This is a genomic window from Pseudomonas acericola (SeqCode), from assembly GCF_053456465.1.
Genome location: NZ_JBRFJB010000004.1, coordinates 571,064 through 593,287 on the forward strand (window position 1 = coordinate 571,064; position 22,224 = coordinate 593,287).

17 protein-coding genes are annotated in these 22,224 nt (G+C 61.7%); 3 read left to right on the plus strand and 14 right to left on the minus strand.

The features are described 5' to 3' along the window. Window positions 1-3: 3 nt before the first annotated feature. From dbpA to betI, 8 genes are all read right to left on the minus strand, one after another. Window positions 4-1,341 (minus strand): ATP-dependent RNA helicase DbpA, encoded by a 1,338-nt coding sequence (dbpA, locus tag ACU688_RS18895; protein ID WP_235865629.1) that lies wholly within the window; start codon window positions 1,339-1,341, stop codon window positions 4-6. Between the two features lie 198 nt (window positions 1,342-1,539). Beyond that, entirely contained in the window at window positions 1,540-2,967 is a 1,428-nt protein-coding gene (gene mdtD / locus ACU688_RS18900; RefSeq protein WP_448185919.1) for a multidrug transporter subunit MdtD, read from the minus strand. Between the two features lie 37 nt (window positions 2,968-3,004). Further along, window positions 3,005-3,853, minus strand: coding sequence for an alpha/beta fold hydrolase (locus ACU688_RS18905; RefSeq protein WP_448185920.1), 849 nt, complete (start codon window positions 3,851-3,853; stop codon window positions 3,005-3,007). A gap of 258 nt (window positions 3,854-4,111) precedes the next feature. Next, a complete protein-coding gene (locus ACU688_RS18910) occupies window positions 4,112-5,428 on the minus strand; it encodes a TldD/PmbA family protein (protein ID WP_448185921.1) in 1,317 nt (438 codons plus the stop codon). Then, window positions 5,428-6,870: a TldD/PmbA family protein gene (locus tag ACU688_RS18915; protein WP_448185922.1), complete on the minus strand. Its 1,443-nt coding sequence runs from the start codon at window positions 6,868-6,870 to the stop codon at window positions 5,428-5,430. Before ACU688_RS18915 ends, ACU688_RS18910 begins: the two co-directional genes overlap by 1 nt. A 176-nt stretch (window positions 6,871-7,046) precedes the next feature. Continuing rightward, window positions 7,047-8,750: a choline dehydrogenase gene (gene betA / locus ACU688_RS18920; RefSeq protein ID WP_448185923.1), complete on the minus strand. Its 1,704-nt coding sequence runs from the start codon at window positions 8,748-8,750 to the stop codon at window positions 7,047-7,049. A 134-nt stretch (window positions 8,751-8,884) separates the two neighbouring features. Then, entirely contained in the window at window positions 8,885-10,357 is a 1,473-nt protein-coding gene (gene betB / locus ACU688_RS18925; protein WP_124527218.1) for a betaine-aldehyde dehydrogenase, read from the minus strand. Window positions 10,358-10,449: 92 nt separating this feature from the next. Further along, the gene (gene betI, locus ACU688_RS18930) at window positions 10,450-11,043 is read right to left on the minus strand and encodes a transcriptional regulator BetI (protein ID WP_015886274.1); all 594 of its coding nucleotides are present in this window, start codon (window positions 11,041-11,043) and stop codon (window positions 10,450-10,452) included. Window positions 11,044-11,423: 380 nt separating this feature from the next. Here betI and ACU688_RS18935 point away from each other — a divergent pair, with 380 nt between their 5' ends. After that, on the plus strand, window positions 11,424-13,358 hold the full coding sequence (locus tag ACU688_RS18935) for a BCCT family transporter (protein ID WP_448186034.1): 1,935 nt from the start codon (window positions 11,424-11,426) through the stop codon (window positions 13,356-13,358). Window positions 13,359-13,526: 168 nt separating this feature from the next. On the opposite strand, the gene choV is transcribed toward ACU688_RS18935, so the two are convergent. The 3 genes from choV to ACU688_RS18950 form a co-directional block, all read right to left on the minus strand. Further along, complete coding sequence (choV, locus tag ACU688_RS18940) at window positions 13,527-14,705, minus strand: choline ABC transporter ATP-binding protein (protein ID WP_017735984.1); 1,179 nt, start codon at window positions 14,703-14,705, stop codon at window positions 13,527-13,529. Further along, window positions 14,702-15,547 (minus strand): choline ABC transporter permease subunit, encoded by an 846-nt coding sequence (choW, locus tag ACU688_RS18945; protein WP_017735985.1) that lies wholly within the window; start codon window positions 15,545-15,547, stop codon window positions 14,702-14,704. The genes choV and choW overlap by 4 nt, the downstream gene beginning before the upstream one ends. 69 nt (window positions 15,548-15,616) lie before the next feature. Next, a complete protein-coding gene (locus ACU688_RS18950; protein WP_017735986.1) occupies window positions 15,617-16,564 on the minus strand; it encodes a choline ABC transporter substrate-binding protein in 948 nt (315 codons plus the stop codon). 416 nt (window positions 16,565-16,980) lie between these two features. Here ACU688_RS18950 and ACU688_RS18955 point away from each other — a divergent pair, with 416 nt between their 5' ends. Beyond that, window positions 16,981-18,357, plus strand: a complete 1,377-nt coding sequence (locus tag ACU688_RS18955; RefSeq protein WP_448185924.1) for an L-serine ammonia-lyase — start codon at window positions 16,981-16,983, stop codon at window positions 18,355-18,357. Between the two features lie 522 nt (window positions 18,358-18,879). Continuing rightward, complete coding sequence (gene gbdR / locus ACU688_RS18960) at window positions 18,880-19,983, plus strand: choline metabolism transcriptional regulator GbdR (protein ID WP_003216915.1); 1,104 nt, start codon at window positions 18,880-18,882, stop codon at window positions 19,981-19,983. Between the two features lie 105 nt (window positions 19,984-20,088). Here gbdR and ACU688_RS18965 read toward each other — a convergent pair whose 3' ends face one another. From ACU688_RS18965 to ACU688_RS18975, 3 genes are all read right to left on the minus strand, one after another. Continuing rightward, a complete protein-coding gene (locus ACU688_RS18965) occupies window positions 20,089-20,352 on the minus strand; it encodes a hypothetical protein (RefSeq protein WP_017735989.1) in 264 nt (87 codons plus the stop codon). A gap of 225 nt (window positions 20,353-20,577) precedes the next feature. Then, window positions 20,578-21,063: a thioesterase family protein gene (locus tag ACU688_RS18970; protein ID WP_448185925.1), complete on the minus strand. Its 486-nt coding sequence runs from the start codon at window positions 21,061-21,063 to the stop codon at window positions 20,578-20,580. A 106-nt stretch (window positions 21,064-21,169) separates the two neighbouring features. After that, complete coding sequence (locus tag ACU688_RS18975) at window positions 21,170-22,135, minus strand: L-carnitine dehydrogenase (RefSeq protein ID WP_448185926.1); 966 nt, start codon at window positions 22,133-22,135, stop codon at window positions 21,170-21,172. Window positions 22,136-22,224 lie beyond the last annotated feature (89 nt).

The window sequence follows — 22,224 nt, forward strand, 5'->3', positions numbered from 1 at the left end:
GCTTTACAGGATGCGAACGCGCAACGAACGGCCTTTAATCTTGCCGTCATTCAAACGCTGCAACGCCTGCTTGGCGATCCCACGCTCCACGGCCACAAACGCCTGGAAATCAAAGATCGCAATCTTGCCCACCTGCGCCCCCGGAATCCCGGCTTCACCGGTCAATGCACCGAGGATGTCACCCGGACGAACCTTGTCTTTACGCCCGGCAGCAATGCACAGGGTGCTCATCACCGGCAGCAACGGGCCACCGCTTTGCGGCTTGAGGTTGTCCAGTTGGTCCCAGTTCAGCGGCGACTTCTGCAGTTGCTCGATGGCCTGGGCACGGTGCGCTTCGGACGGGGCAACCAGGCTGATGGCGATGCCGGTCTCACCAGCACGGCCAGTACGGCCGACGCGGTGGATGTGGATTTCCGAGTCACGGGCCAGTTCGACGTTGATCACCATGTCCAGCGCGTCAATGTCCAGGCCGCGTGCTGCAACGTCAGTGGCAACCAGCACCGAGGTGCTGCGGTTGGCGAACATCGCCAGGACCTGGTCACGGTCGCGCTGTTCCAGGTCGCCGTGCAGGCCGACGGCGGAAATGCCCTTGGCCGTCAGGTGATCCACGGTTTCCTGCACTTGCTGCTTGGTAAAGCAGAACGCCACGCACGACGCCGGGCGGAAGTGCGCCAGGACTTTGGTCACGGCGTCCATGCGCTCTTCCGGCGAGATCTCGTAGAAACGCTGCTCGATCTGGTCGTCGGAGTGGAACGCTTCGGCCTTCACTTGCTGCGGTGCGCGCATGAACTTGGAGGCCAGCTGCTTGATGCTCACCGGGTAGGTGGCCGAGAACAGCAGGGTCTGGCGGCGCGGCGGGGTCTTGCTGATGATGTCTTCGATGGCGTCGTAGAAGCCCATGTCGAGCATGCGGTCGGCTTCGTCGAGGATCAGCGTGTTCAAGCCGTCCAGTACCAGCGAGCCTTTGCGCAAATGCTGCTGGATGCGGCCCGGGGTGCCGACGATGACGTGGGCGCCGTGTTCCAGCGAAGCGATCTGCGGGCCGAGGGACACGCCGCCGCACAGGGTCAGGACCTTGATGTTGTCTTCGGCACGGGCCAGGCGGCGGATTTCCTTGGCGACCTGGTCGGCCAGCTCACGGGTCGGGCACATCACCAGGGCCTGGCAGCCGAAGTAGCGTGGGTTGATCGGGTTCAACAGGCCGATGCCGAAGGCGGCGGTCTTGCCGCTGCCGGTCTTGGCCTGGGCGATCAGGTCCAGCCCCTTGAGGATCACCGGCAAGCTTTGCGCCTGGATCTGCGTCATCTCGACATAACCCAGCGAGTCGAGGTTAGCCAACATGGCGGCGGACAGCGGCAAAGTATTAAAAGCGGTGGCGATGGTGGTCACGGGGCTGGCTCTGCAAAAACAAAATGTCGCGCAGTGTAGCAGCCCCCCGTAGGTTTTTTCGCATGTTCCAGACAAGGGGGTGGGGGCTGCGGCAAGTTATGAGCTGCAAGCTCCAAGCTTGAAGCTTACAACCTGAAGCTTGCCGCTGCCTCAATGCTCGATGTGCTGCTCCGGGCTGGCCACGCGTTTGCCGTCTTTTGGCGACAATTGCAGGAAGATCGCCGCCGCCAGCATCGCCATGATGCCCACGGTGAGGAAGGTCAATTGGAAGGCGCCAAGTACGCTTTCCACGCCGTCGTTGCCCGTTTCTGCGGTAAACCCGCCGAGCAACGCACCGGCGCAGGCCACGCCGAGGCTGAGGGACAATTGCGCCACCACCGACAGCAGGCTGTTGCCGCTGCTGGCCTGGGCGTCGTCGAGGTCGATCAGGGTCACGGTGTTCATCGCGGTGAATTGCAGCGAGTTGATCGCCCCCAGCACCGCCAGCATCGCCAAGAGCAGCGGGTACGGCGTGTGCTCGCTGACCAGGCCCATGCTCGCCAGCATGATGCCCAGCGCCAGGGTGTTGCCGGTCAGCACGATGCGATAGCCCAAACGCTCGATCAACGGCCGCGCGATGGACTTGGCAAACATCGCCGCCGCCGCCAGCGGCAGCATGCTCATCCCCGCTTCCGACGGTGAATAACCCAGCGCCACCTGCAACAGCAACGGCACCAGGAATGGCAACGCGCCGCTGCCCAGGCGCGCAAACAGGTTGCCGAGGATGCCCACGGCAAAGGTGCGGGTCTTGAACAGCACCGGCGAAAACAGCGGGTTATCGATATGCCCGGCGCGCAGCCAGTAGGCCGCGAGGCACGCCAGCCCGCCGAACAGCAGCAACATCACCCGCAGGTGCGGCAGGTGCAGTTCGCCCAGGCCTTCCATGGCGATGGTGATCAGCACCATCGCCGCGCCAAACAGCAGGAAACCCACGCTATCAAAGCGCGTGCGCTCGCTGCCGCGCAGGTCGGGGATAAACTTCCACACGGCGTAGCAGCCGATCATGCCCACCGGCAGGTTGATCAAAAAGATCCAATGCCACGTCAGGTACTGCACCATCCAGCCGCCCATGGTCGGGCCGAGCAAGGGGCCGAGCAGGCCGGGGATGGTGATGAAGCCCATGATCCGCACCAGCTCGGAACGCGGGTAAGCGCGCAGCACCACCAGCCGCCCGACCGGCAGCATCAGCGCACCGCCCAGGCCCTGGATCACCCGCGCGCCGATCAGCATGCTCAAGCTGCTGGACAAGGCGCACAGCAGCGAACCGATGCTGAACAGCATGATCGCGCCAAAGAAGATTTTCTTCGTGCCGAAGCGGTCGGCGATCCAGCCCGACGCCGGAATCAGCAAGGCCACGGTGAGCATGTAGGCAATCACCACGCCTTGCATGCGCAGCGGGTTTTCCGCGAGATCGCGAGCCATGGCCGGTAACGCGGTGTTCAGGATCGTCCCGTCCAGCGACTGCATGAAGAAGGCAATCGCCACCACCCAGGGGAGCCAGCGGGCGGTCTTGGCATCGAGCGGGACGCGATTCGGCATAGAAAACCCTTTTTGTTAGCAGGCTATGTGTCGGCGATTATGCGCCATCCGTCGCGCCTTTTCCCACCAGGAAATCCAGCAGTTCGCGGTGCACCGCCGTGGCGGCTTCGCTGGATTCGAGGTCGAGCAAGTGGCCGGTATGCTCGGCCACGGCAAAGCTGCTGCGCCCCACGTACGCCTTGAACAACTGCGCTTCGGCGGCCGGCGTGTATTCGTCCAGCGTGCCGTTGATGAAGTGCACCGGTGTTTCAATCTGCTTGAGCGCCGGCAGGTAATTGCCATCGCCCAGGGCCAGCACCTGATGGATATGAAAGCGCGCCTGGCGGTATTCGGTGGTGGCCATGGTCGACAAGTGCCGATGATTGTTGCGCTTGAGGCGGGGCGACAGGTATTTGCCCACCGTCTCGTTGAGCAAATCGCCGACGGCGGATTTGTCATCCGCCTCGATCAGCACCCGCACGCGCTCCACGTAATCGAGCATGGCCTGGTTGAGGTTGGGCGCCAGGGCCATCACCACCGAGCTTTGGATCGACGGCGGGTTGTGGGCCAGGGTCAGCAGCGTGGAGATGCCGCCCCACGAGGCCGACACCAGGTGGTTGACCCCGAAGCGTTCCACCAGGGCACGCAGCATCTGCACTTCGTCGTCCTTGGTCACCAGGTCGAGGTCGGCGTTGTGTTCGCGGGAATAGCCGGAGAAGGGCAGGTCGAAGAGCAATACATTGAAATGCTCGGCCAGGCACTTGCTGGTGCGGGCGAACGAGCGGGTGGTGGACAGCGCGCCATTGACCATCAGCACGGTGTTTTTTTGCGGGTCGTTGCCTAGTTGCTCGACGTGAACGTTGTAGTGTTTGAACAGCTTGTTGATGACGAAACTTCCGTGGTCCATGTCAACGCTCACTTCCTGTGGGGTGGCGGTATGCCACTAACCGTTATAGCGAGGTTTTTTGCGGGGGACAACAGAGCACGGGGGAACAAGTACGAGAAGGGATTTCACGGTAGGAATATGGGAATAAAGCGGCCTGAAAACACCGCAAAACAGTGTGGGAGCTGGCTTGCCTGCGATAGCGGTGTATCAGTCGCCGGATGAGTTGACTGATACACCGCTATCGCGGGCAATCCCGCTCCCACAGGGGATTTACTGTGTTTAGAGGGTCAAGGTCAGGCGGTTTACCACGGCGCCTGGCAGCAAGTTGGAGGAGGTATTGCGCTGGCTATAAGTACTCGCCGACAACAACAACTCCCGCTCCACCGTCAGCGCTTCCAACTGCGAACCCAGCAAGCTGTACACACTGTCATCAAAGCGCATGGTGCTCACCGGCGCCTTGATCTCGCCGTCTTCCACCCAGAACGTGGCAAAGCGCGTCATGCCGGTGAGGCGTGCGGCCGGCAGGTCGGAGTAGTTCAGGTACCACAGGTTGCTGATGTACAAGCCGGTGCCCAACTGCTTGAGGATGTCGGCCTGGGCCAGGCTGCCCGCCGCCATTTGCAACGCGCTGGGTGCTTCGTCACTGCTCGCGCCGTTGGTGCTCAGGCCGTACTCGGCGGCGCTGCGGGAGTTGATCAATTCGCCGGCGGCTTTGCCGGCGTTGATCAGCGTCACGTCGCCGCGCGGGTAGCCTTCGCTGGAAAACGCCTCGCTCAGGGAATCGCTGACGTGCTCGCTCACCGTCACCAGCGGGCTCAGGGACTGTTCGCCGGCATACAACTTTTGCAGCGAACTGCTTTTGCTGGCGATGGCCTGGGCGGAAAAACCGCCCCAGGTGATGAGGTCGATGATTTCTTCCATCGCCGCTGGGGCGAGGTAGGCGCGGTACTGTCCCGGCGCCAGTTTGTGCAGGGGGCGGCCGAGAAATTCGAGTTGCTCACGGGCTTGCTGGAAGCGTGCGGCAAATTCGCCGCTGTCCCAGGTGTGCCCGGCGTAGCTGGCTTTGACCGCTTCGCCGTTGGCGTGGAACAGGCTGAAATCGAAGTTGAAACTATTGGCCTGGTGCCAGCCGAACGCCCCCGATGAACTGGCGAAGCCACGGCTGATGGGACCTGCGGCGTAGAAGCCGACCAAGTCCACACCGTCGGCGGCGCGGCTGATGTCTTCCAACACCTGGGCCAGCTCCGGCAACGGCTGGGCCTGTTCGTTGCTGCTTTGCCAGGCGTTGTGGTTGAGCAACAGGTACGGGTCTTGTGGCAACAGTGGCAAGGTCTCGCGCAACTGTTGCAGGCCATCGGCGAGGCGCTGGCGATCCAGCGTCGGTTCACCGGCCAGGGTGATGCCGAGGTCGGCATGGCGTCCGTCGTTGATCAGCTTGAGGTGCACGCTGGCCTGCTGCACTTGCCCGGCCTGGCGCACCTTGGCGTGGTTGAAGCGCACGAACTCGGACGCTTCGGCGGCGTAACCTAGGTGAAATTGCTCGTTGTCGGTGATGGCCTGCTTGAGCCAATCCACCAGTGCCTTGAAGTTGTCCATCAGGCATCTCCCCCAAATACATCGACGTTGCTGAACACACACGCGGGCGACGCATGGCCGACGCGGATCACTTGGTTGGGTTCGCCTTTACCGCAGTTCGGCGTGCCCAACACCTTGAAGGTGCTGGCATCGCCGACCGCGCTGAGGTTGCGCCAGAACTGCGCGGAAATCGCTCGGTAGTTGGGGTTTTTCACCACGCCTTTCAGTTCGCCGTTTTCGATCAACTGGCCCCACTCGCAGCCGAACTGGAATTTATTGCGCGCGTCATCAATGGACCACGAGCGGTTGGTGGACATCAGGATGCCGTTCTCGATACCGCCCACCAGCTGTTCGAAACTTTGGTCGCCAGCTTCGATATTCAGGTTGGCCATGCGGTCGATGGGCGCGCGGTTCCAGCTGCTGGCGCGGCTGTTGGCGACGCCACTCATGCCCGAGCGGAATTGCGACAACGCGCCGCCCAACGGCTTGAGCAACAGCCCTTCGCGAATCAGGAATTGTTTGCTGGCGGCGCTGCCGTCGTCGTCATGGCCGTAGCTGGCGAGCTGCTCGGGGATCTCTGGGTCGAAGGTCACGTTGAGCAGCTTTGACCCGTATTGCAGCTGGCCGAAGTCGCTGGCCTGCACAAAACTGGTGCCGGCGTAATTGCGCTCATCGCCCAAGATGCGGTCCAGTTCCAGCGGATGGCCGATGGATTCGTGGATCTGCAGGATCATCTGGTCGGGCATCAGCAACAGGTCGCGTGGGCCGTTGGGGGTGTTCGGCGCCAGCAGCAGTTGCAGGGCTTCGTCGGCAATACGCGGCGCTGCGCCGGCCAGGCCGAAGCGGCTGATCACGCCAACGCCGCCTTGCTGGCCGAAGTTGCTGCCGCCGAGGGTGCGGGTCTGGCTGTCATGGCCGTCGTAGGCAGTGACGTTGACGCCGGGGAACACAAAGCGCTGGGCCTGGCGCAGTTCGGCGCCGGCGCTGTTGAGGTAGATCTGTTCGACGCGGGTCAGGCCCAGGCTGACTTCCCAGTTCACCAGGCGCTCGTCCGCGGGCACGGCGGCAGACTCGTCGCCCAGCAGTTGGTAGCAATCGCTCAAGGACGGGAAGGCTTGCTCGAGGTCGGGGGACAGGTAGTCGGCCACATCGCTGGACACCGGCTGGTCGCGCAGGTCGAGCAGGGCGTGGGGCTGGATCAACCGGGCTTGTTGCTCGGCGCGCTCAAGGGCGGCTTGCAGGCCGGCGAGGGAAATATCGTTGGTCGCGGCGTAGGCTACCACACCGTTGAGACGCACGGTGAGCATGGCGCCCTCGTCGTGGTTCAGGTGCGGCGGTTCGGCGACGTTCTTGCGCACGGCCAGGTAGTGGCCGGATTCGCGCACGTAGCGCAGGGAGAAGAATTCGGCGCGGGTGCGCAGGGCAGCGAAGTGTTTTTTGAGTGTGGCGTGGTAGTCGAACATGGGGCCTTCCTTGTGGGCGGCTCGTCGCGGGCAGGCGGACAGAGTAGCTGATCAAGGAGGAGGTGAGCACCTGTGGCGAGGGAGCTTGCTCCCGCCGGGCTGCGTAGCGGCCCCAAAAGCTTGGGAGCGCTTCGCACTCCAGCGGGAGCAAGCTCCCTCGCCACAAAGTACGGCAGTTACTGCGCCGTAGGGCCCACTTCACGCATCGGCTTGCCACGCACCGGCGCATCGCCGGCCACGTAGTAATCGGCAGTGCTGCGCGGCAGCGGCTGGCGGCCACGGATCTTGTCGGCGATTTTCTCTGCGATCATGATCGTCGGCGCGTTCAGGTTGCCGGTGGTGATGATCGGCATGATCGACGCATCGACAACCCGCAGGCCTTGCATGCCATGCACGCGGCCTTCGCTGTCCACGACGGCCATGTCGTCGGTGCCCATCTTGCACGAGCAGGACGGGTGGAACGCGGTCTCGGCGTGTTCACGGATGAACTTGTCGAGCTGCTCATCGGTTTGCACGTCGATGCCCGGGCTGATTTCGCGGCCACGGTATTGGTCCAGTGCCGGCTGTTGCATGATTTCCCGGGTCAGGCGGATGCCGTCGCGGAATTCCTGCCAGTCTTGCTCGGTGGCCATGTAGTTGAAGAGGATGCTCGGGTAGTCCCGCGGGTTCTTCGACTTGAGCTGGATGCGGCCACGGCTTGGCGAACGCATGGAACCCATGTGCGCCTGGAAACCGTGCTCTTTCACACCGTTGCTGCCGTTGTAGTTAATCGCTACCGGCAGGAAGTGGTACTGGATGTTCGGCCACTCGAATTCTTCACGGGTACGGATGAAACCGCCCGCTTCGAACTGGTTGCTGGCGCCGATACCGGTGCCGTTGAACAGCCACTCGGCACCGATGGCCGGTTGGTTGTACCAGAGCAGCGACGGGTACAGCGACACCGGTTGGGTGCAGGCGTATTGCAGGTACAACTCAAGGTGGTCCTGCAGGTTTTCGCCGACGCCGGGCAGGTCGTGGACCACCGGGATGTCGAGGTTGTTCAGCAGTTCGGCCGGGCCGACGCCGGAGCGTTGCAGCAGTTGCGGCGAACCGATGGCGCCACTGCACACGATCACTTCTTTGCGTGCACGGGCTTCAACGCGCTCTTCAGCCGCGCCGATCAGGTAACGCACGCCAACGGCACGCTTGCCTTCAAACAGCACTTTGTCGCTGAGGGCGTGGGTGACGATGGTCAGTGTCGAACGCTTCTTGGCCGTGTCCAGGTAACCGCGCGCGGTGCTGGCGCGACGGCCTTTAGGCGTGACGGTACGGTCCATCGGGCCGAAGCCTTCTTGCTGGTAGCCGTTCAAGTCCACGGTGCGCGGGTAACCGGCCTGTACGCCGGCTTCAACCATGGCGTGGAACAGCGGGTTGTTGCCGGCTTTTGGCGTGGTCACGCTGACCGGGCCATCGCCGCCGTGCCAATCGTTCGGGCCGATGTCCCGAGTTTCAGCTTTTCTGAAATAGGGCAGGCAGTCGAGGTACGTCCAGTTTTCCAGCCCCGGCAGTTTCGCCCAGCCGTCGTAGTCCATGGCGTTGCCACGGATGTAGCACATGCCGTTGATCAGCGAGGAACCGCCCAGGCCCTTGCCGCGCCCACATTCCATGCGGCGGCCGTCCATGTGTGGCTCTGGATCGGTTTCGTAGGCCCAGTTGTAACGGCGGCCTTGCAGCGGGAACGCCAGTGCCGCCGGCATTTGCGTGCGGAAGTCGAAACGGTAGTCGGGGCCGCCGGCTTCCAGCAGCAGGACGGTGACGCCTTCGTCTTCGGTGAGACGGGTCGCCAGGGTGTTACCGGCGGAGCCGGCACCCACGATGATGTAGTCGTATTCTTGGGACATAAATGCACCCTCTTTGGAGATGGTCAGGTCGGGCCTCATCGCGGGCAAGCCCGCTCCCACAGGGGAATGCATTCCAACTGTGGGAGCTGGCTTGCCTGCGATAGGGCACTCACAGGCAATACAAGGCTCAGGTGTTAGAACACCGAGACGTAATCGCCCAGCTCAACCTGTACCGATTTGATGCGGGTGAAGTTGTTCAGCGAGCTGATGCCGTTCTCACGGCCCACACCCGACTGCTTGTAGCCGCCCACCGGCATCTTCGCGTCGGACTCGCCCCAGGCGTTGATCCAGCAGATACCCGCTTCCAGCTGATGAATCACGCGGTGCGCGCGGTTCAGGTCTTTGGTCACCAGGCCAGCGGCCAGGCCGAAGTCGGTGTCGTTGGCGCGGCGGATCACTTCTTCTTCGGTTTCGTAGGTCAGGATCGCCATCACTGGGCCGAAGATTTCTTCACGCACGATGACCATGTCGTCGGTGCAGTCGGTGAACACGGTCGGGGCCACGAAGGCGCCTTTGGCGAAGTCGCCGTCGGTCAGGCGATCGCCGCCGCACAGCAGGCGTGCGCCTTGCTCTTTGCCCTTGGCGATGTAGCCCAGCACGCTTTCCATGTGTTGGAAGCTGACCAGTGGGCCGAAGTTGGTGTTTTCGTCTTCCGGGTTGCCGACGCGAATGCGCGCAACACGCTCGACGATCTTGGCTTCAAACGCCGCTTGCAGGTGCTTGGGTACGAACACGCGCGTGCCGTTGGTGCAGACCTGGCCGGAGCTGTAGAAGTTGGCCATCATCGCGGTGTCGGCGGCGCGGTCGAGGTCGGCGTCGTCGAAGATGATCAGCGGGGACTTGCCGCCCAGTTCCATGGTCACGTCTTTCAGCGAAGAGCTGGAAGCGCTGGCCATGACCTTCTTGCCGGTGTCGGTGCCGCCGGTGAAGGAGATTTTTTCGATGCGCGGGTGCTCGGTCAGCCAGGTGCCGACTTCACGGCCGCTGCCGGTCAATACGTTGAACACGCCCGCTGGAACGCCGGCTTCGGTGTAGATTTCGGCCAGTTTCAGGGTGGTCAGCGAGGTGACTTCGCTTGGCTTGAAGATCATCGCGTTACCGGCGGCCAGGGCTGGCGCGGATTTCCACAGGGCGATCTGGATCGGGTAGTTCCACGCGCCGATACCGGCGACCACGCCCAGCGGCTCGCGGCGGGTGTAGACGAAGGCGGTGTCGCGCAGTGGGATCTGCTCGCCTTCGATCGCTGGCACCAGGCCTGCGTAGTATTCCAGCACGTCGGCGCCGGTGACGATGTCGACGTACTTGGTTTCGGAGAAGGCTTTGCCGGTGTCCAGGGTTTCCAGGGCGGCCAGCTCATCGTTGCGCTCGCGCAGGATGTCGACGGCACGACGCAGGATGCGCGAACGCTCCATGGCGGTCATGGCGGCCCAGATTTTCTGGCCTTTTTCGGCACTGACCACGGCACGTTCAACGTCTTCCTTGGTAGCGCGTTGCACTTGGGCGAGAACTTCACCGTTAGCCGGGTTGATGGCTTCGAAGGTGGCATCGCTGCCAGCGTCGCTGTAGCCGCCGTCAATGTAGAGTTTTTGCAGTTCGAAACGGGCCATAAAGTCCTCGCAAGTGCATAAGTGGTTGGCGTTGACCACCGCACCGTAGGCCGGTGCGGCAGCGTTCAGGGGTTGAGCGGTTTATGTGTGCTCTAACTCACCTGCTTGGCCAATTGGAAATCCATGTATTCGTAAGCGATCCGTTGCGCCTGCGCCGTGTCGAAAGCGTCTCCCGACAGGGCGCCGCGCAACCACAAACCGTCGATCAGGGCCGCCAGCCCGCGGGCTGCTTTGCGTGCGTGCGGCAACGGCAGCACTCGGCGGAACTGGCAGCACAGGTTGGAATACAGACGTTGATCGTTGATCCGCTGCAACCGGTGCAATGACGGGTGGTGCATGCTGGTGGCCCAGAAGGCCAACCAGGTTTTCATTGCCGGGCCGTTGACCTGGCTGGCGTCGAAGTTGCCCTCGATGATCACCTGAAGGTGCGCCCGTGGGCTGTCGTCCGTCAGGGCCAGTCGGCGTTCGTGGACGTTATCGATCAGCGCGTTCATCAAGTAGCGCATCGTCGCTGCAATAAGGCCGTTCTTGTCCTTGAAGTAGTGACTGATGATGCCGTTCGAGACGCCGGCCAAACGGGCGATCAGCGCAATGCTGGCATCTCCCATCCCGACCTGATCGATGGCCGTCAAGGTGGCTTCGATCAATTGCTGGCGGCGTATGGGTTGCATACCGACCTTGGGCATGTAGCACCTCTCCTTAGGCCTGCCGAGGGGCGATAAACGTCCGTCGGCTTGATGGCCAGTCTATTTTGTTTTGATTGAACGTTCAATCAACAAAGAATAAGATCTGCGACAAATGGTCGCTGCCTACAGAAGTTTCCTACCTGGGAGCCGCGACAAATGACACCTGCAAAAACCCTTGAAACGCCCTGTCTACCGGTTCGGTAGGGGGCCGAGGATTTTCGGGGTGTCTTTATAACACCCGTCCGTCGCCTGCCCATAAAGCGATGTCCCGGGATAACCGCTGCCTTGTGTTTCTCTTTCGCACTGCCCGGAGCATCTGCGCCATGAGTTCTGCCTCTCTTATAAAGACCCCGCCAGAAAAGGTGCGGGTCAACGGTTGGGTGTTCTACACCTCCACCGCGTTGATTCTGTTGTTGACGGCCATCCTGATCATCGCCCCGCAGGAGGCCGGGCGCATGCTCGGCGTCGCGCAAGCGTGGCTGTCGAAAAGCTTTGGCTGGTACTACATGGTGGTCATCGCCGCCTACCTGGTGTTTGTGGTCGGGCTGGCGTTTTCGTCCTACGGCAAATTGAAACTGGGCAGCAAGGACGACACCCCGGACTTCAGCTACGGCGCCTGGGCCGGCATGTTGTTCTCGTCGGGTATCGGCATCTCGCTGCTGTACTTCGGCGCCTCGGAGCCGTTGGATCACTACTTCAACCCGCCCGAAGGCGCGGCCGCCAGCAACACGGCTGCACGCCAGGCGCTGCAATTGACGTTCCTGCACTGGGGCCTGCACGGCTGGGCGATCTACGCCTTGGTCGGCCTGGCCGTGGCGTACTTCGCCTACCGGCATAACCAGCCGCTGGCCTTGCGTTCGGCGCTGTACCCGTTGGTGGGCGAGCGTTGGGTGAAGGGCGCGGCCGGCCACGCGGTGGACGGTTTCGGCATGTTCGTGACCCTGCTGGGCCTGGTGACCAACCTGGGGATTGGCGCAATGCAAGTGTCGTCCGGGTTGGAAAACCTGTTCGGCATGGAGCACAACAACACCAACCTGCTGATCGTGATTATCGTGATGAGCACCGTGGCGACCATCGCCGCCGTGTCGGGTGTGGAGAACGGCATTCGCCGCCTGTCCAACCTCAACATCGTGCTGTTCAGCGGCCTGCTGATCTTTGTGCTGCTGTTCGGCCCGACCCTGCACCTGCTCAACGGCCTGGTGCAAAACACCGGTGACTACCTCAACGGTATCGTGCTGAAAACCTTCGACCTCTATGTGTACGAAGGCGACGCGGCGAAGACCGAAGGCTGGATGGGCCTGTGGACCCTGTTCTACTGGGCGTGGTGGATTTCCTGGGCCCCATTCGTCGGCATGTTTATCGCGCGGATTTCTCGTGGTCGCTCGGTGCGTGAACTGGTGGCTGGCGTACTGCTGATCCCGCTGGGCTTCACCCTGGCGTGGCTGTCGATCTTTGGTAACTCGGCGCTGGATTTGGTGCTGAACCACGGTGCGGTGGAGTTGGGCAAGACGGCGCTGGAACAGCCCTCGATGGCCATCTACCAACTGCTGGAGCATTACCCGGCGTCGAAAATCGTCATCGGCGTGTCGATCTTTGTCGGCTTTGTGCTGTTCCTGACCCCGGCGGATTCCGGCGCGGTGATGATGGCCAACCTGTCGTGCAAAGGCGGCAATGTGGACGAAGACGCGCCGCACTGGTTGCGGATCTTCTGGTCGGCCGTGATCACCCTGGTGACCATCGGCTTGCTCTTTGCCGGCAACTTCCAGGCCATGCAAACCATGGTGGTGCTGGCGGGGCTGCCGTTCTCGGTGGTGCTGGTGTTCTTTATGTTCGGTTTGCACAAGGCGATGCGCCAGGACGTGGCCATCGAACAAGAGCAGGCGCAATTGGCCGAGCGTGGCCGTCGTGGTTTCAGCGAGCGCCTGACCGCGCTGGACCTGCAACCGAGCCAGGGCACGGTGCAGCGTTTCATGGACAAGCACGTAACGCCGGCGCTGGAAGAAGCCGCCGTGGCCTTGCGTGAACAGGGGCTGCAAGTGCAGACGCTGCTGGGCAAATCCAAGCGCTGCATCGGTGTGCGCATCGAGATGGAAGAGGGCAACCCGTTTGTCTACGAAGTGAGCCTGGATGCTTACTCGTCGGCTTCCACTGACCTGCCTGAAGAAGAGCGCACCCGCTACTACCGTGCCGAGGTGTACCTGCACAACGGGCCTCAGGAATACGACCTGATGGGCTTTGCCCAGGAACAGATCACCCGGGACGTGCTCGATCAGTTTGAAAGCCATCGGCAGCTCCTTGGCCGGGTCTATAGCTGATAGTTGAAGCAAGCGGTGCCGTCACTGGCGCCGCTTTCTCAAGATTGAAATGAGGCCAACTGTGGGAGCTGGCTTGCCTGCGATAGCAATGGTGAATCCAACATAGCTATCGCAGGCAAGCCAGCTCCCACATTGACCCCGTTTCTTCAGTGGGGTTGTGGGGTTGGCTTAGCCCAGGTTTTTGCCCAGCAGAGCATGGTACAGCTCACTATCCCCCAAGATCCCCACCACCTGGTTGTTGTTATGCAACACCAGCTTGTTCCCGGTGTGATAGCGAATCTGCAACGCATCGCGCATGCCGATATTCGAATCCACCAGCGTCGGCAACCGCCCCAGACCTTCCACCGCTTGCCCCGGCGCCCAGTTCTGCAAATTCATCACTGCGCCATTCTGGCGAGCGCCCTTGATGGTGTTGCCTTCGGCCAGGTCCAGCCACGAATCGCCACCCGGATCGAGACACACTGAACCATTGACGCGCTTGCAGTTGTCCAGCGTGCGCATCAGGCTGCGCCCGCACAGCACGTTCAGCGGGTTGGTATGGGCGACGAAGGTTCGCACATAGTCGTCCGCCGGGTTCAGCACGATCTCTTCCGGCACGCTGTACTGGATGATCTTGCCGTCTTTCATGATCGCGATGCGGCTGCCCAACTTAAGCGCCTCGTCGAGGTCGTGGCTCACAAACACGATGGTCTTGCTCAGCTTGCGTTGCAGCTCCAGCAGTTCGTCCTGCAAGCCTTGGCGGATCAACGGGTCGAGGGCGGAGAAGGGTTCGTCCATCAGCAGGATATCGGCGTCCATCGCCAACGCGCGGGCCAGGCCGACGCGTTGCTGCATGCCGCCGGACAGCTCATCCGGCTTCTTGTTACGCCATTGGGTCAGGCCCACCAGCTCGAGTTTTTCATCCACCAGCTTGCGCCGGTCTTTCTCCGGGCGGCCTTGCATCTCCAGGCCGAAGCTGATGTTTTCGCGCACCGTCAGCCAGGGCATCAGGGCGAACTTCTGGAACACCATGGCGATGCGTTTGGTGCGCATCATTTTCAGCTCGGCCGGGGTGCAGGAGGCGATGTCGATCTGGCGCCCTTCATGCTCCACGAACAACTGGCCACGGCTTACGGTGTTGAGGCCGTTGATGCAGCGCAGCAAGCTGGATTTGCCCGAGCCCGACAGGCCCATGAGCACGCAGATCTCGCCTTTCTCGATGTCCAGGCTGGCTTTTTCTACGCCGACAATCTGCCCGGTCTTTTTCAGGATCTCGTTACGGCTCATGCCCTGGTCCAGCAGCTTGAGCGCTTCGCGTGGGTCTTTGGAGAAGATCACGTCGACATTGTCGAATCGGATAATGCTCATGCATCACCCCCTACTTTGGCGTCGGGTTGTTTGCAGATGCGGTCGAGCATGATGGCCAGCAGGACGATTGCCAGGCCGGCTTCAAAGCCCAGGGCGATGTCAGCGGTGTTGAGTGCGTTGACCACTGGCTTGCCGAGGCCGTCGGCGCCCACCAGGGCCGCGATCACCACCATCGACAACGACAGCATGATGCATTGGGTAATGCCGGCAGCGATGCTCGGCATGGCGTGGGGCAGTTCAATGCGCGAGAGCAGTTGACGGCGCGAGCAGCCAAAGGCTTTGCCGGCGTCGAGCAGCTCTTGGGGAACGTCGCGGATACCCAGGTAAGTCAGGCGGATCGGCGCGGCAATCGCGAACACCACCGTCGAGATCAAGCCAGGCACCACACCCAGCCCGAAGAGGGTCAGGGTAGGGATGAGGTAGACGAAGGTCGGTACGGTCTGCATCAGATCGAGCACCGGCCGCATCATCGTGTAGAACAACGGTTTGTGCGCGGCAACAATGCCCAGCGGCACACCGATGACCACGCAGACCAGGGTGGCGAACAGCACTTGCGCCAGGGTCTCCATGGTTTCCTGCCAGTACCCAAGGTTCAGGATCAGCAGGAAGGAGGCGATGACAAAAACGGTCAGGCCCCATTTGCGTTGAATAAAGTGAGCCAGCAGCGCAATCAGACCGATCAATGCCAGCGGATTGAACCAGGTCAGCGCGAACGTCACGCCGTGGATCATCGTTTCCAGGGTCGATGCGATTGCGTCGAAGTAGTTGGCGCCGTGTTGGGTCAACCATTCAACGAAGGCAGCGATGTACTGGCCTAGTGGGATTTTCTGTTCAGTCAGCATGGTAGTGAATGTCCACATGCGAAGAGGGAAAACATCCCGGGGCAGCGTACCGCCCCGGGGACAACGGTGTTACTTGGCGAGGTAGGCTTTAACGGCGTCCAATCCAGGTTTGCCATCCACAGTGGTAACACCGGCGAGCCAGGTGTCGAGGACTTGCGGGTTAGCTTTGAGCCACGCTTTGGCGGCTGCGTCGGGTTTTTGTTTGTCGTCCAGGACTTTGCCCATCAGGGTGCTTTCCATGTCCAGGGTGAACACCAGGTTTTTCAGCAGCTGGCCAACGTTGCTGCATTCCTCGGAGTAGCCCTTGCGGGTGTTGGTGTAGATGGTGGCCTGGCCGTAGTTGGGGCCGAACGAGTCGTCACCGCCGGTCAGGTACTTCATCTTGAAGCGGGTGTTCATCGGGTGCGGTTCCCAGCCGAGGAACACGATGGCCTGGTCACGCTTGGAGGCGCGTTCCACCTGGGAGAGCATCCCGGCTTCGCTGGATTCGACCACTTTGAAACCGGCGGTTTTCAGGCCGAAGGCGTCTTTGTCGATCAGCGTCTGGATGGTGCGGTTGCCGTCGTTGCCCGGCTCAATGCCGTAGATTTTTCCGCCCAGCTCGTCCTTGAATTTGGCGATATCGGCGAAGTCTTTCAGGCCCTTGTTGTACAGCGCCTCGGGGACCGCCAGGGTGTACTTGGCGTTCTCCAGGTTGGCGCGCACGGTTTCCACGGTGCCGGCATCACGGTACTGCTTGATGTCGTTTTCCATGGTCGGCATCCAGTTGCCGAGGAAGATGTCCATGTTCTTGCCGTCGGCCAGGGACTTGTAGGTCACCGGTACCGAAATCATCGTGGTGCGCGGCTTGTAGCCCAGGCCCTTGAGGACTTCGCTGGTGGTCGCGGTGGTGACGGTGATGTCGGTCCAGCCGACATCGGAGAAGTTGACGGTCTGACATTGTGCCGGTTCTGCAGCGTGCGCCAGGACTGGCAGACTCAACATGGCGGCCAACAACAACTGGGGTGAACCTTTCATAGGGCTAGACTCCTGTGTTTTTTCTGGCGGCCTTCGCCGCGCTTTATAAGGGTTGCGGTTGGTGCGTGCGACAACAGCTCTGGCACGGTGCCTTGCAAACGAGTCGAGACTGATCATGTACCAGTGAAAATCTGACGCCTACAGGGGGCGTCGTATCCAGTACAGGGATGGTCGTATCCAGTGTCGGTGACGTCGCTTACAGATTTTTCCAGAGGTAAAACTGCTGTTTTTACCCCTCTGCACCGCAAAAAACGGCCAAAACCAGGGATCGCACGGCAGCGACGCTGGTGAGCATGGTCACGTCGGTGTGAGACGCCGTGATGACGAACAAAAGGCTGATGATGCCGCCATCTGGGCGATCTGAGCGTAGCACCTCGTTCATGCCTGGCCCGTGCTTATCGAGGAGTTCCACGGCAATGGCTATCAGCGTTTTCGACCTGTTCAAGATCGGCATCGGGCCTTCGAGTTCTCACACCGTCGGCCCCATGCGCGCCGCGGCGTTGTTTGTGCAAGGCTTGCGCGAACGTGGGTGGCTGGAGCAAGTGCGGCGCGTCGAAGTGCAGCTGTATGGCTCGCTGTCGGCCACCGGCATCGGCCATGGCAGCGACACCGCCACCATCATGGGCCTGATGGGCGAATGGCCCGACGCCATCGACCCCTCGCAAATCGGCATCCGCATCGCGACCCTGCGCGAAACCGACACCTTGCTGCTGGACGGGCGCCTGCCGGTGCCTTTTGTGTGGGCGCGCGACATGCAACTGCTCGACGAAAACCTGCCGTTCCACCCCAATGCCATGACCCTCGTGGTGCATGGCGACAACGGCGAGTTGCACCGCGACACCTACTATTCCGTGGGCGGTGGTTTTGTGGTGGATGAAGCCCAGGCACAAAGCGGCGTGGCCGACATGGACCGCACCGAGCTGCCCTACGATTTTTCCAGCGCGGCAGAGCTGTTGCAGCTGTGCAAGACCCACAACCTGCGCGTCGCCGAGCTGATGCTGGCGAACGAAAAGGTCTGGCGTTCTGAAGAAGAAATCCGCAGCGGCCTGATGAAGCTCTGGCGCGCCATGCAAGATTGCGTGGAGCAGGGCCTCAAGCACGAAGGCATCCTGCCCGGCGGCCTCAACGTACGCCGCCGCGCGGCGAAGTTGCACCGCAGCTTGCAGGAGCTGGGCAAGCCCAACGTGATCGGCTCGACCTTGAGCGCGATGGAATGGGTCAATCTGTTCGCCCTCGCGGTGAACGAGGAAAACGCCGCCGGTGGGCGCATGGTCACCGCCCCCACCAACGGCGCGGCGGGGATCATCCCGGCGGTGCTGCACTACTTCATGAAGTTCAGCGAAGAAGTCACCGAAGCCAACGTCGTGGACTACATGCTCGGCGCAGCAGCGGTGGGCATCCTGTGCAAGAAGAACGCTTCGATCTCCGGCGCCGAAGTGGGCTGCCAGGGCGAAGTCGGCTCGGCCTGCGCCATGGCCGCTGCCGGGCTGGCGGAAATCCTCGGCGCCACGCCGGAGCAACTGTGCAACGCCGCCGAAATCGGCCTGGAGCACAACCTCGGCCTGACCTGCGACCCGGTGGGCGGGCTGGTGCAAGTGCCGTGCATCGAGCGCAACGCGATTGCGGCGGTGAAGGCGATCAACGCCGCGCAGATGGCCCTGCGTGGTGACGGCCAGCACTTTATCTCGCTGGACCGGGTGATCCGCACCATGCGCGATACCGGGGCGGATATGCATGACAAGTACAAGGAGACATCGCGGGGTGGGTTGGCGGTGAGTGCTGTCGAGTGTTGAATTGACAGGCTTTTGTGGCGAGGGAGCTTGCTCCCGCTGGAGTGCGAAGCGCTCCCAAGATTCTTGGGGCCGCTACGCAGCCCAGCGGGAGCAAGCTCCCTCGCCACAAAGGTAGGTGCACTGCTCACAAAGTGAACGCCCAGACCAAAAGCGCCACCTTTTAGCGCGTCGCAAACAGATAAGTAGCTCCCAAACGATTTCCTGCCTAACCATCCATCACCCGTGCCAGCGGTGACAGACTCGTCCCACGCCCGCAAAGCGCCTTCCCACAAGTGCTACCGATCTGCTCACACCCCTTGGGCAAGCCCGTTCCTACGTCCTTTTCCGCTCATACCCCCACTTGCGACACGGGCTTATATAGACGCGTCAAAACGTCGCTTTTAGGAGTTATTGGACGGCCATTCAATTTTAGGCATGGCAATTGCTCTATCAATTCAAAGCCTCTCGCCTCGCCGGTTGAAGAGCGCAATAACAAGAGCCTCGCCTGAGGCCATCACCCGCTTTGTGTGAGGAGATACTGTGATGACGTCGTTCAACTCCGGGGCTCAACCCCAGAACCGTGCGCCTCAATCCATCGGCTTTTTGCTGCTGGACAATTTCACGCTGATTTCCCTGGCGTCCGCAGTCGAACCCCTGCGCATGGCCAACCAGCTGTCCGGCCGCGAGCTGTATCGCTGGACAACCCTGAGTGTCGATGGCAACCAGGTGTGGGCCAGCGACGGTCTGCAAATCACCCCCGACGCCTCCATGCACAAAGCCCCGGCCCTGGACACGGTGATCGTGTGCGGCGGCGTGGGCATCCAGCGCACCGTCACCCGTGAACACGTGTCGTGGCTGCAAAGCCAGGCGCGCCAGTCCCGCCGCTTGGGCGCCGTGTGCACCGGCAGTTGGGCGCTGGCGTGCGCCGGTCTGCTCGACGGTTTCGATTGCAGCGTGCACTGGGAATGCCTCGCGTCGATGCAGGAAGCCTTCCCCCGCGTGGCCATGAGCACACGCCTGTTCACCCTCGACCGCAACCGCTTCACCAGCTCCGGCGGCACCGCGCCGCTGGACATGATGCTGCACCTGATCAGCCGCGATCACGGGCGTGAACTGTCCGCCGCGATCTCCGAGATGTTTGTGTACGAACGCATCCGCAACGAACAGGATCACCAGCGCGTGCCGCTCAAGCACATGCTCGGCACCAACCAGCCGAAGCTGCAGGAAATCGTCGCGTTGATGGAAGCCAACCTGGAAGAACCGATCGACCTCGACGAACTGGCGGTGTACGTCGCCGTGTCGCGGCGCCAGCTGGAGCGGCTGTTCCAGAAGTACCTGCACTGCTCGCCGTCGCGTTATTACCTCAAGCTGCGCCTGATCCGTGCGCGGCAGCTGCTCAAGCAAACGCCAATGTCGATCATCGAAGTGGCGTCGGTGTGCGGGTTTGTCTCCACGCCGCACTTCTCCAAGTGCTACCGCGAATACTTCGGCATTCCGCCACGGGATGAACGTGTGGGCTCCAACACTACCCAGCAGGTGGCGATGATGCCGATTCCGCAGGCACTGGTGTTGTCACCGTTGTCGGGGCCGTTGTCGGCGTTGAGCCAGGCCAGGAACGAATCGACATTTGCCAGCGTTCGGCTTTAGACCGGCTTTTGTGGCGAGGGAGCTTGCTCCCGCTAGAGTGCGCAGCGCTCCCAGGATTTTGGGGCCGCTTCGCAGCCCAGCGGGAGCAAGCTCCCTCGCCACAGGTCAGGCCCCAGAGTTCTGCTTGAATTGCACCAGGGCCGGCAACAACTGCTTATCAATCGCCTGCCTCACCGCCGGCAAAATCGTCGCACTGCCGGTGTACATCTGCTCCACCATTCCTTTCAGCGCCTTGGCCCGCGCTTCGCTCAAACCGCGTACCGCACACTCGCAGGCCTGCTCGGCGGTAGAGCCGCTGGAAACCTCAAAACCCAGTGAGCGCAGTTGGCCCAGCAGGTCATCCTGATCAATCAAATCCGCATGCATCATGACGTTTTATCCTGGTGAAGGGAGCGGGGTTTGACCTGGATTCTGGTAGCCGCTCAACCGGTCGGCAAGGGCAGATTGCGCGAATGCCTCAGATGGCTATGGGCATGTCGTTTTCGGGCCATTTGCCGACAGAAGTAATAGGCACACTGAGCTCAAGCAAGCAGCTTGAAGGTTTGGTCACCCTCGGGATGTACGGCTCACACAACACATTCTGCCTCGATCTTGTCACGGCTTGATCGGGGCTTTTTTTATGCCGATGACCCGGCCGAGCAGGGCAGGGCGCGGCAGGTCGGCCTGCTCTTGGCTGATCGCCGAGAGGCGTTGCAATGACGCCTCGGTAAACGGCGCCGCATGCGGCCCGGCGAGGTCGACGTGCAGCAGCATCTGTTCGTTGCCGGCCAGCTCCTTTTCATCCCCGACTAAATGCAGGCTGTGATAGAGATGCAGGCGCTTGGCGTCATGGTCGATCAGTTGGGTATGCACCTCGACCTCGGCACCGAGTTTCACTTCGTGCAGGTAGTTCAGGTGCAGCTCCAGGGTGAACAGCGAATGGCCGCTGGCTTCGCGGTTTTCGCTGTCGAGGCCAAGGGTGTCCATGAGGGCGTCGGTGGCGTAGCTGAAGATCAACAGGTAGAACGCGTCGCGCAGGTGGCCGTTGTAGTCGACCCAGTCGGGGTGGATGGCAGTGGTGTAAGTCGTCAGTGCAGGCATGGTCAGTACTCGGTCAAAAGTGTGGGAGCTGGCTTGCCTGCGATGGCGGTGGTGAATCTTGCATCGCTATCGCAGGAGAGCCAGCTCCCACACAGATCAAAAGCTGTTATTCAGCGAAAGTCATACCGTGTTTGGCCTTGGTGGTTTTTACCGCTTCCAACACCGCCAGCAGGCAATCATCACGATAGCGTTCCAGCGCCGAAATGCTGTGTGTGCCCAGTTGATCGCTGGTGCCATCGACCACATCGTCAATCAACTTGTCGGTCAATTCCGGCGCTGGCAAATACGTCCACGGCAACTGCAAGGCCGGGCCGAACTGTGCCATGAAGTGGCGCATGCCGGCATCGCCACCCGCGAGAGTGTAGGTCAGGAATGTACCCATGAACGACCAGCGCAGCCCGGCGCCAAAACGGATCGCATCGTCGATTTCGCCGGTGGTCGCCACGCCGTCATTCACCAGGTGCAGCGCCTCGCGCCAGAGGGCTTCGAGCAGGCGGTCGGCGATAAACCCCGGGACTTCCTTACGCACATGCAACGGGCGCATGCCGAGGGATTCGTACACCTTGATCGCCGCCTGAATCGCTTCTGGCGCCGTGTTTTTACCGCCCACCACTTCCACCAGCGGCAACAGGTAGACCGGGTTGAACGGGTGGCCGACCACGCAGCGTTCCGGATGGGTCGAGCCCTCGTAGAATTCACTCGGCAACAGGCCGGAGGTGCTGGAGCCGATCAAGGCGTTTGGCTTGGCGGCGGCGCTGATCTTGCTGTGCAAATCGAGCTTCAATTCCAGGCGTTCCGGGGCGCTTTCCTGGATGAAGTCCGCGTCTTTGACGCACTCCTCGATGGTGGCGACGAAGCGCAAGCGGTCCTGGGAGGCACCGGACGCCAAGCCTTGTTTTTCCAGGGCGCCCCAGGCGTTGGCGACGCGTTTGCGCAGGGCGGCTTCGGCGCCGGGCGCGGGGTCCCAGGCGACCACATCCAGGCCGTGGGCGAGGGCGCGGGAGACCCAGCCGCTGCCGATGACACCGCTGCCGAGGGCGGCGAAGGTTTTGATTTCGGTGATAAAGCTCATTGGCAACATTCCTGAAGATTTCGGTGATCTGTTGTGGGGCTTGCTGTGGCGAGGGAGCTTGCTCCCGCTGGGCTGCGTAGCGGCCCGAG

What these genes read in the sequence shown, in the direction of transcription:
- betI (WP_015886274.1), bottom strand. Translation starts at nt 11,043, where the DNA reads ATGCCCAAGGTCGGTATGCAACCCATACGCCGCCAGCAATTGATCGAA.
- ACU688_RS18970 (WP_448185925.1), bottom strand. Translation starts at nt 21,063, where the DNA reads ATGCCTGCACTGACGACTTACACCACTGCCATCCACCCCGACTGGGTC.
- choV (WP_017735984.1), bottom strand. Translation starts at nt 14,705, where the DNA reads ATGAGCATTATCCGATTCGACAATGTCGACGTGATCTTCTCCAAAGAC.
- ACU688_RS18950 (WP_017735986.1), bottom strand. Translation starts at nt 16,564, where the DNA reads ATGAAAGGTTCACCCCAGTTGTTGTTGGCCGCCATGTTGAGTCTGCCA.
- ACU688_RS18905 (WP_448185920.1), bottom strand. Translation starts at nt 3,853, where the DNA reads ATGGACCACGGAAGTTTCGTCATCAACAAGCTGTTCAAACACTACAAC.
- ACU688_RS18915 (WP_448185922.1), bottom strand. Translation starts at nt 6,870, where the DNA reads ATGTTCGACTACCACGCCACACTCAAAAAACACTTCGCTGCCCTGCGC.
- betA (WP_448185923.1), bottom strand. Translation starts at nt 8,750, where the DNA reads ATGTCCCAAGAATACGACTACATCATCGTGGGTGCCGGCTCCGCCGGT.
- betB (WP_124527218.1), bottom strand. Translation starts at nt 10,357, where the DNA reads ATGGCCCGTTTCGAACTGCAAAAACTCTACATTGACGGCGGCTACAGC.
- choW (WP_017735985.1), bottom strand. Translation starts at nt 15,547, where the DNA reads ATGCTGACTGAACAGAAAATCCCACTAGGCCAGTACATCGCTGCCTTC.
- ACU688_RS18910 (WP_448185921.1), bottom strand. Translation starts at nt 5,428, where the DNA reads ATGGACAACTTCAAGGCACTGGTGGATTGGCTCAAGCAGGCCATCACC.
- ACU688_RS18975 (WP_448185926.1), bottom strand. Translation starts at nt 22,135, where the DNA reads ATGAGCTTTATCACCGAAATCAAAACCTTCGCCGCCCTCGGCAGCGGT.
- ACU688_RS18965 (WP_017735989.1), bottom strand. Translation starts at nt 20,352, where the DNA reads ATGATGCATGCGGATTTGATTGATCAGGATGACCTGCTGGGCCAACTG.
- dbpA (WP_235865629.1), bottom strand. Translation starts at nt 1,341, where the DNA reads ATGTTGGCTAACCTCGACTCGCTGGGTTATGTCGAGATGACGCAGATC.
- gbdR (WP_003216915.1), top strand. Translation starts at nt 18,880, where the DNA reads ATGACGTCGTTCAACTCCGGGGCTCAACCCCAGAACCGTGCGCCTCAA.
- mdtD (WP_448185919.1), bottom strand. Translation starts at nt 2,967, where the DNA reads ATGCCGAATCGCGTCCCGCTCGATGCCAAGACCGCCCGCTGGCTCCCC.
- ACU688_RS18955 (WP_448185924.1), top strand. Translation starts at nt 16,981, where the DNA reads ATGGCTATCAGCGTTTTCGACCTGTTCAAGATCGGCATCGGGCCTTCG.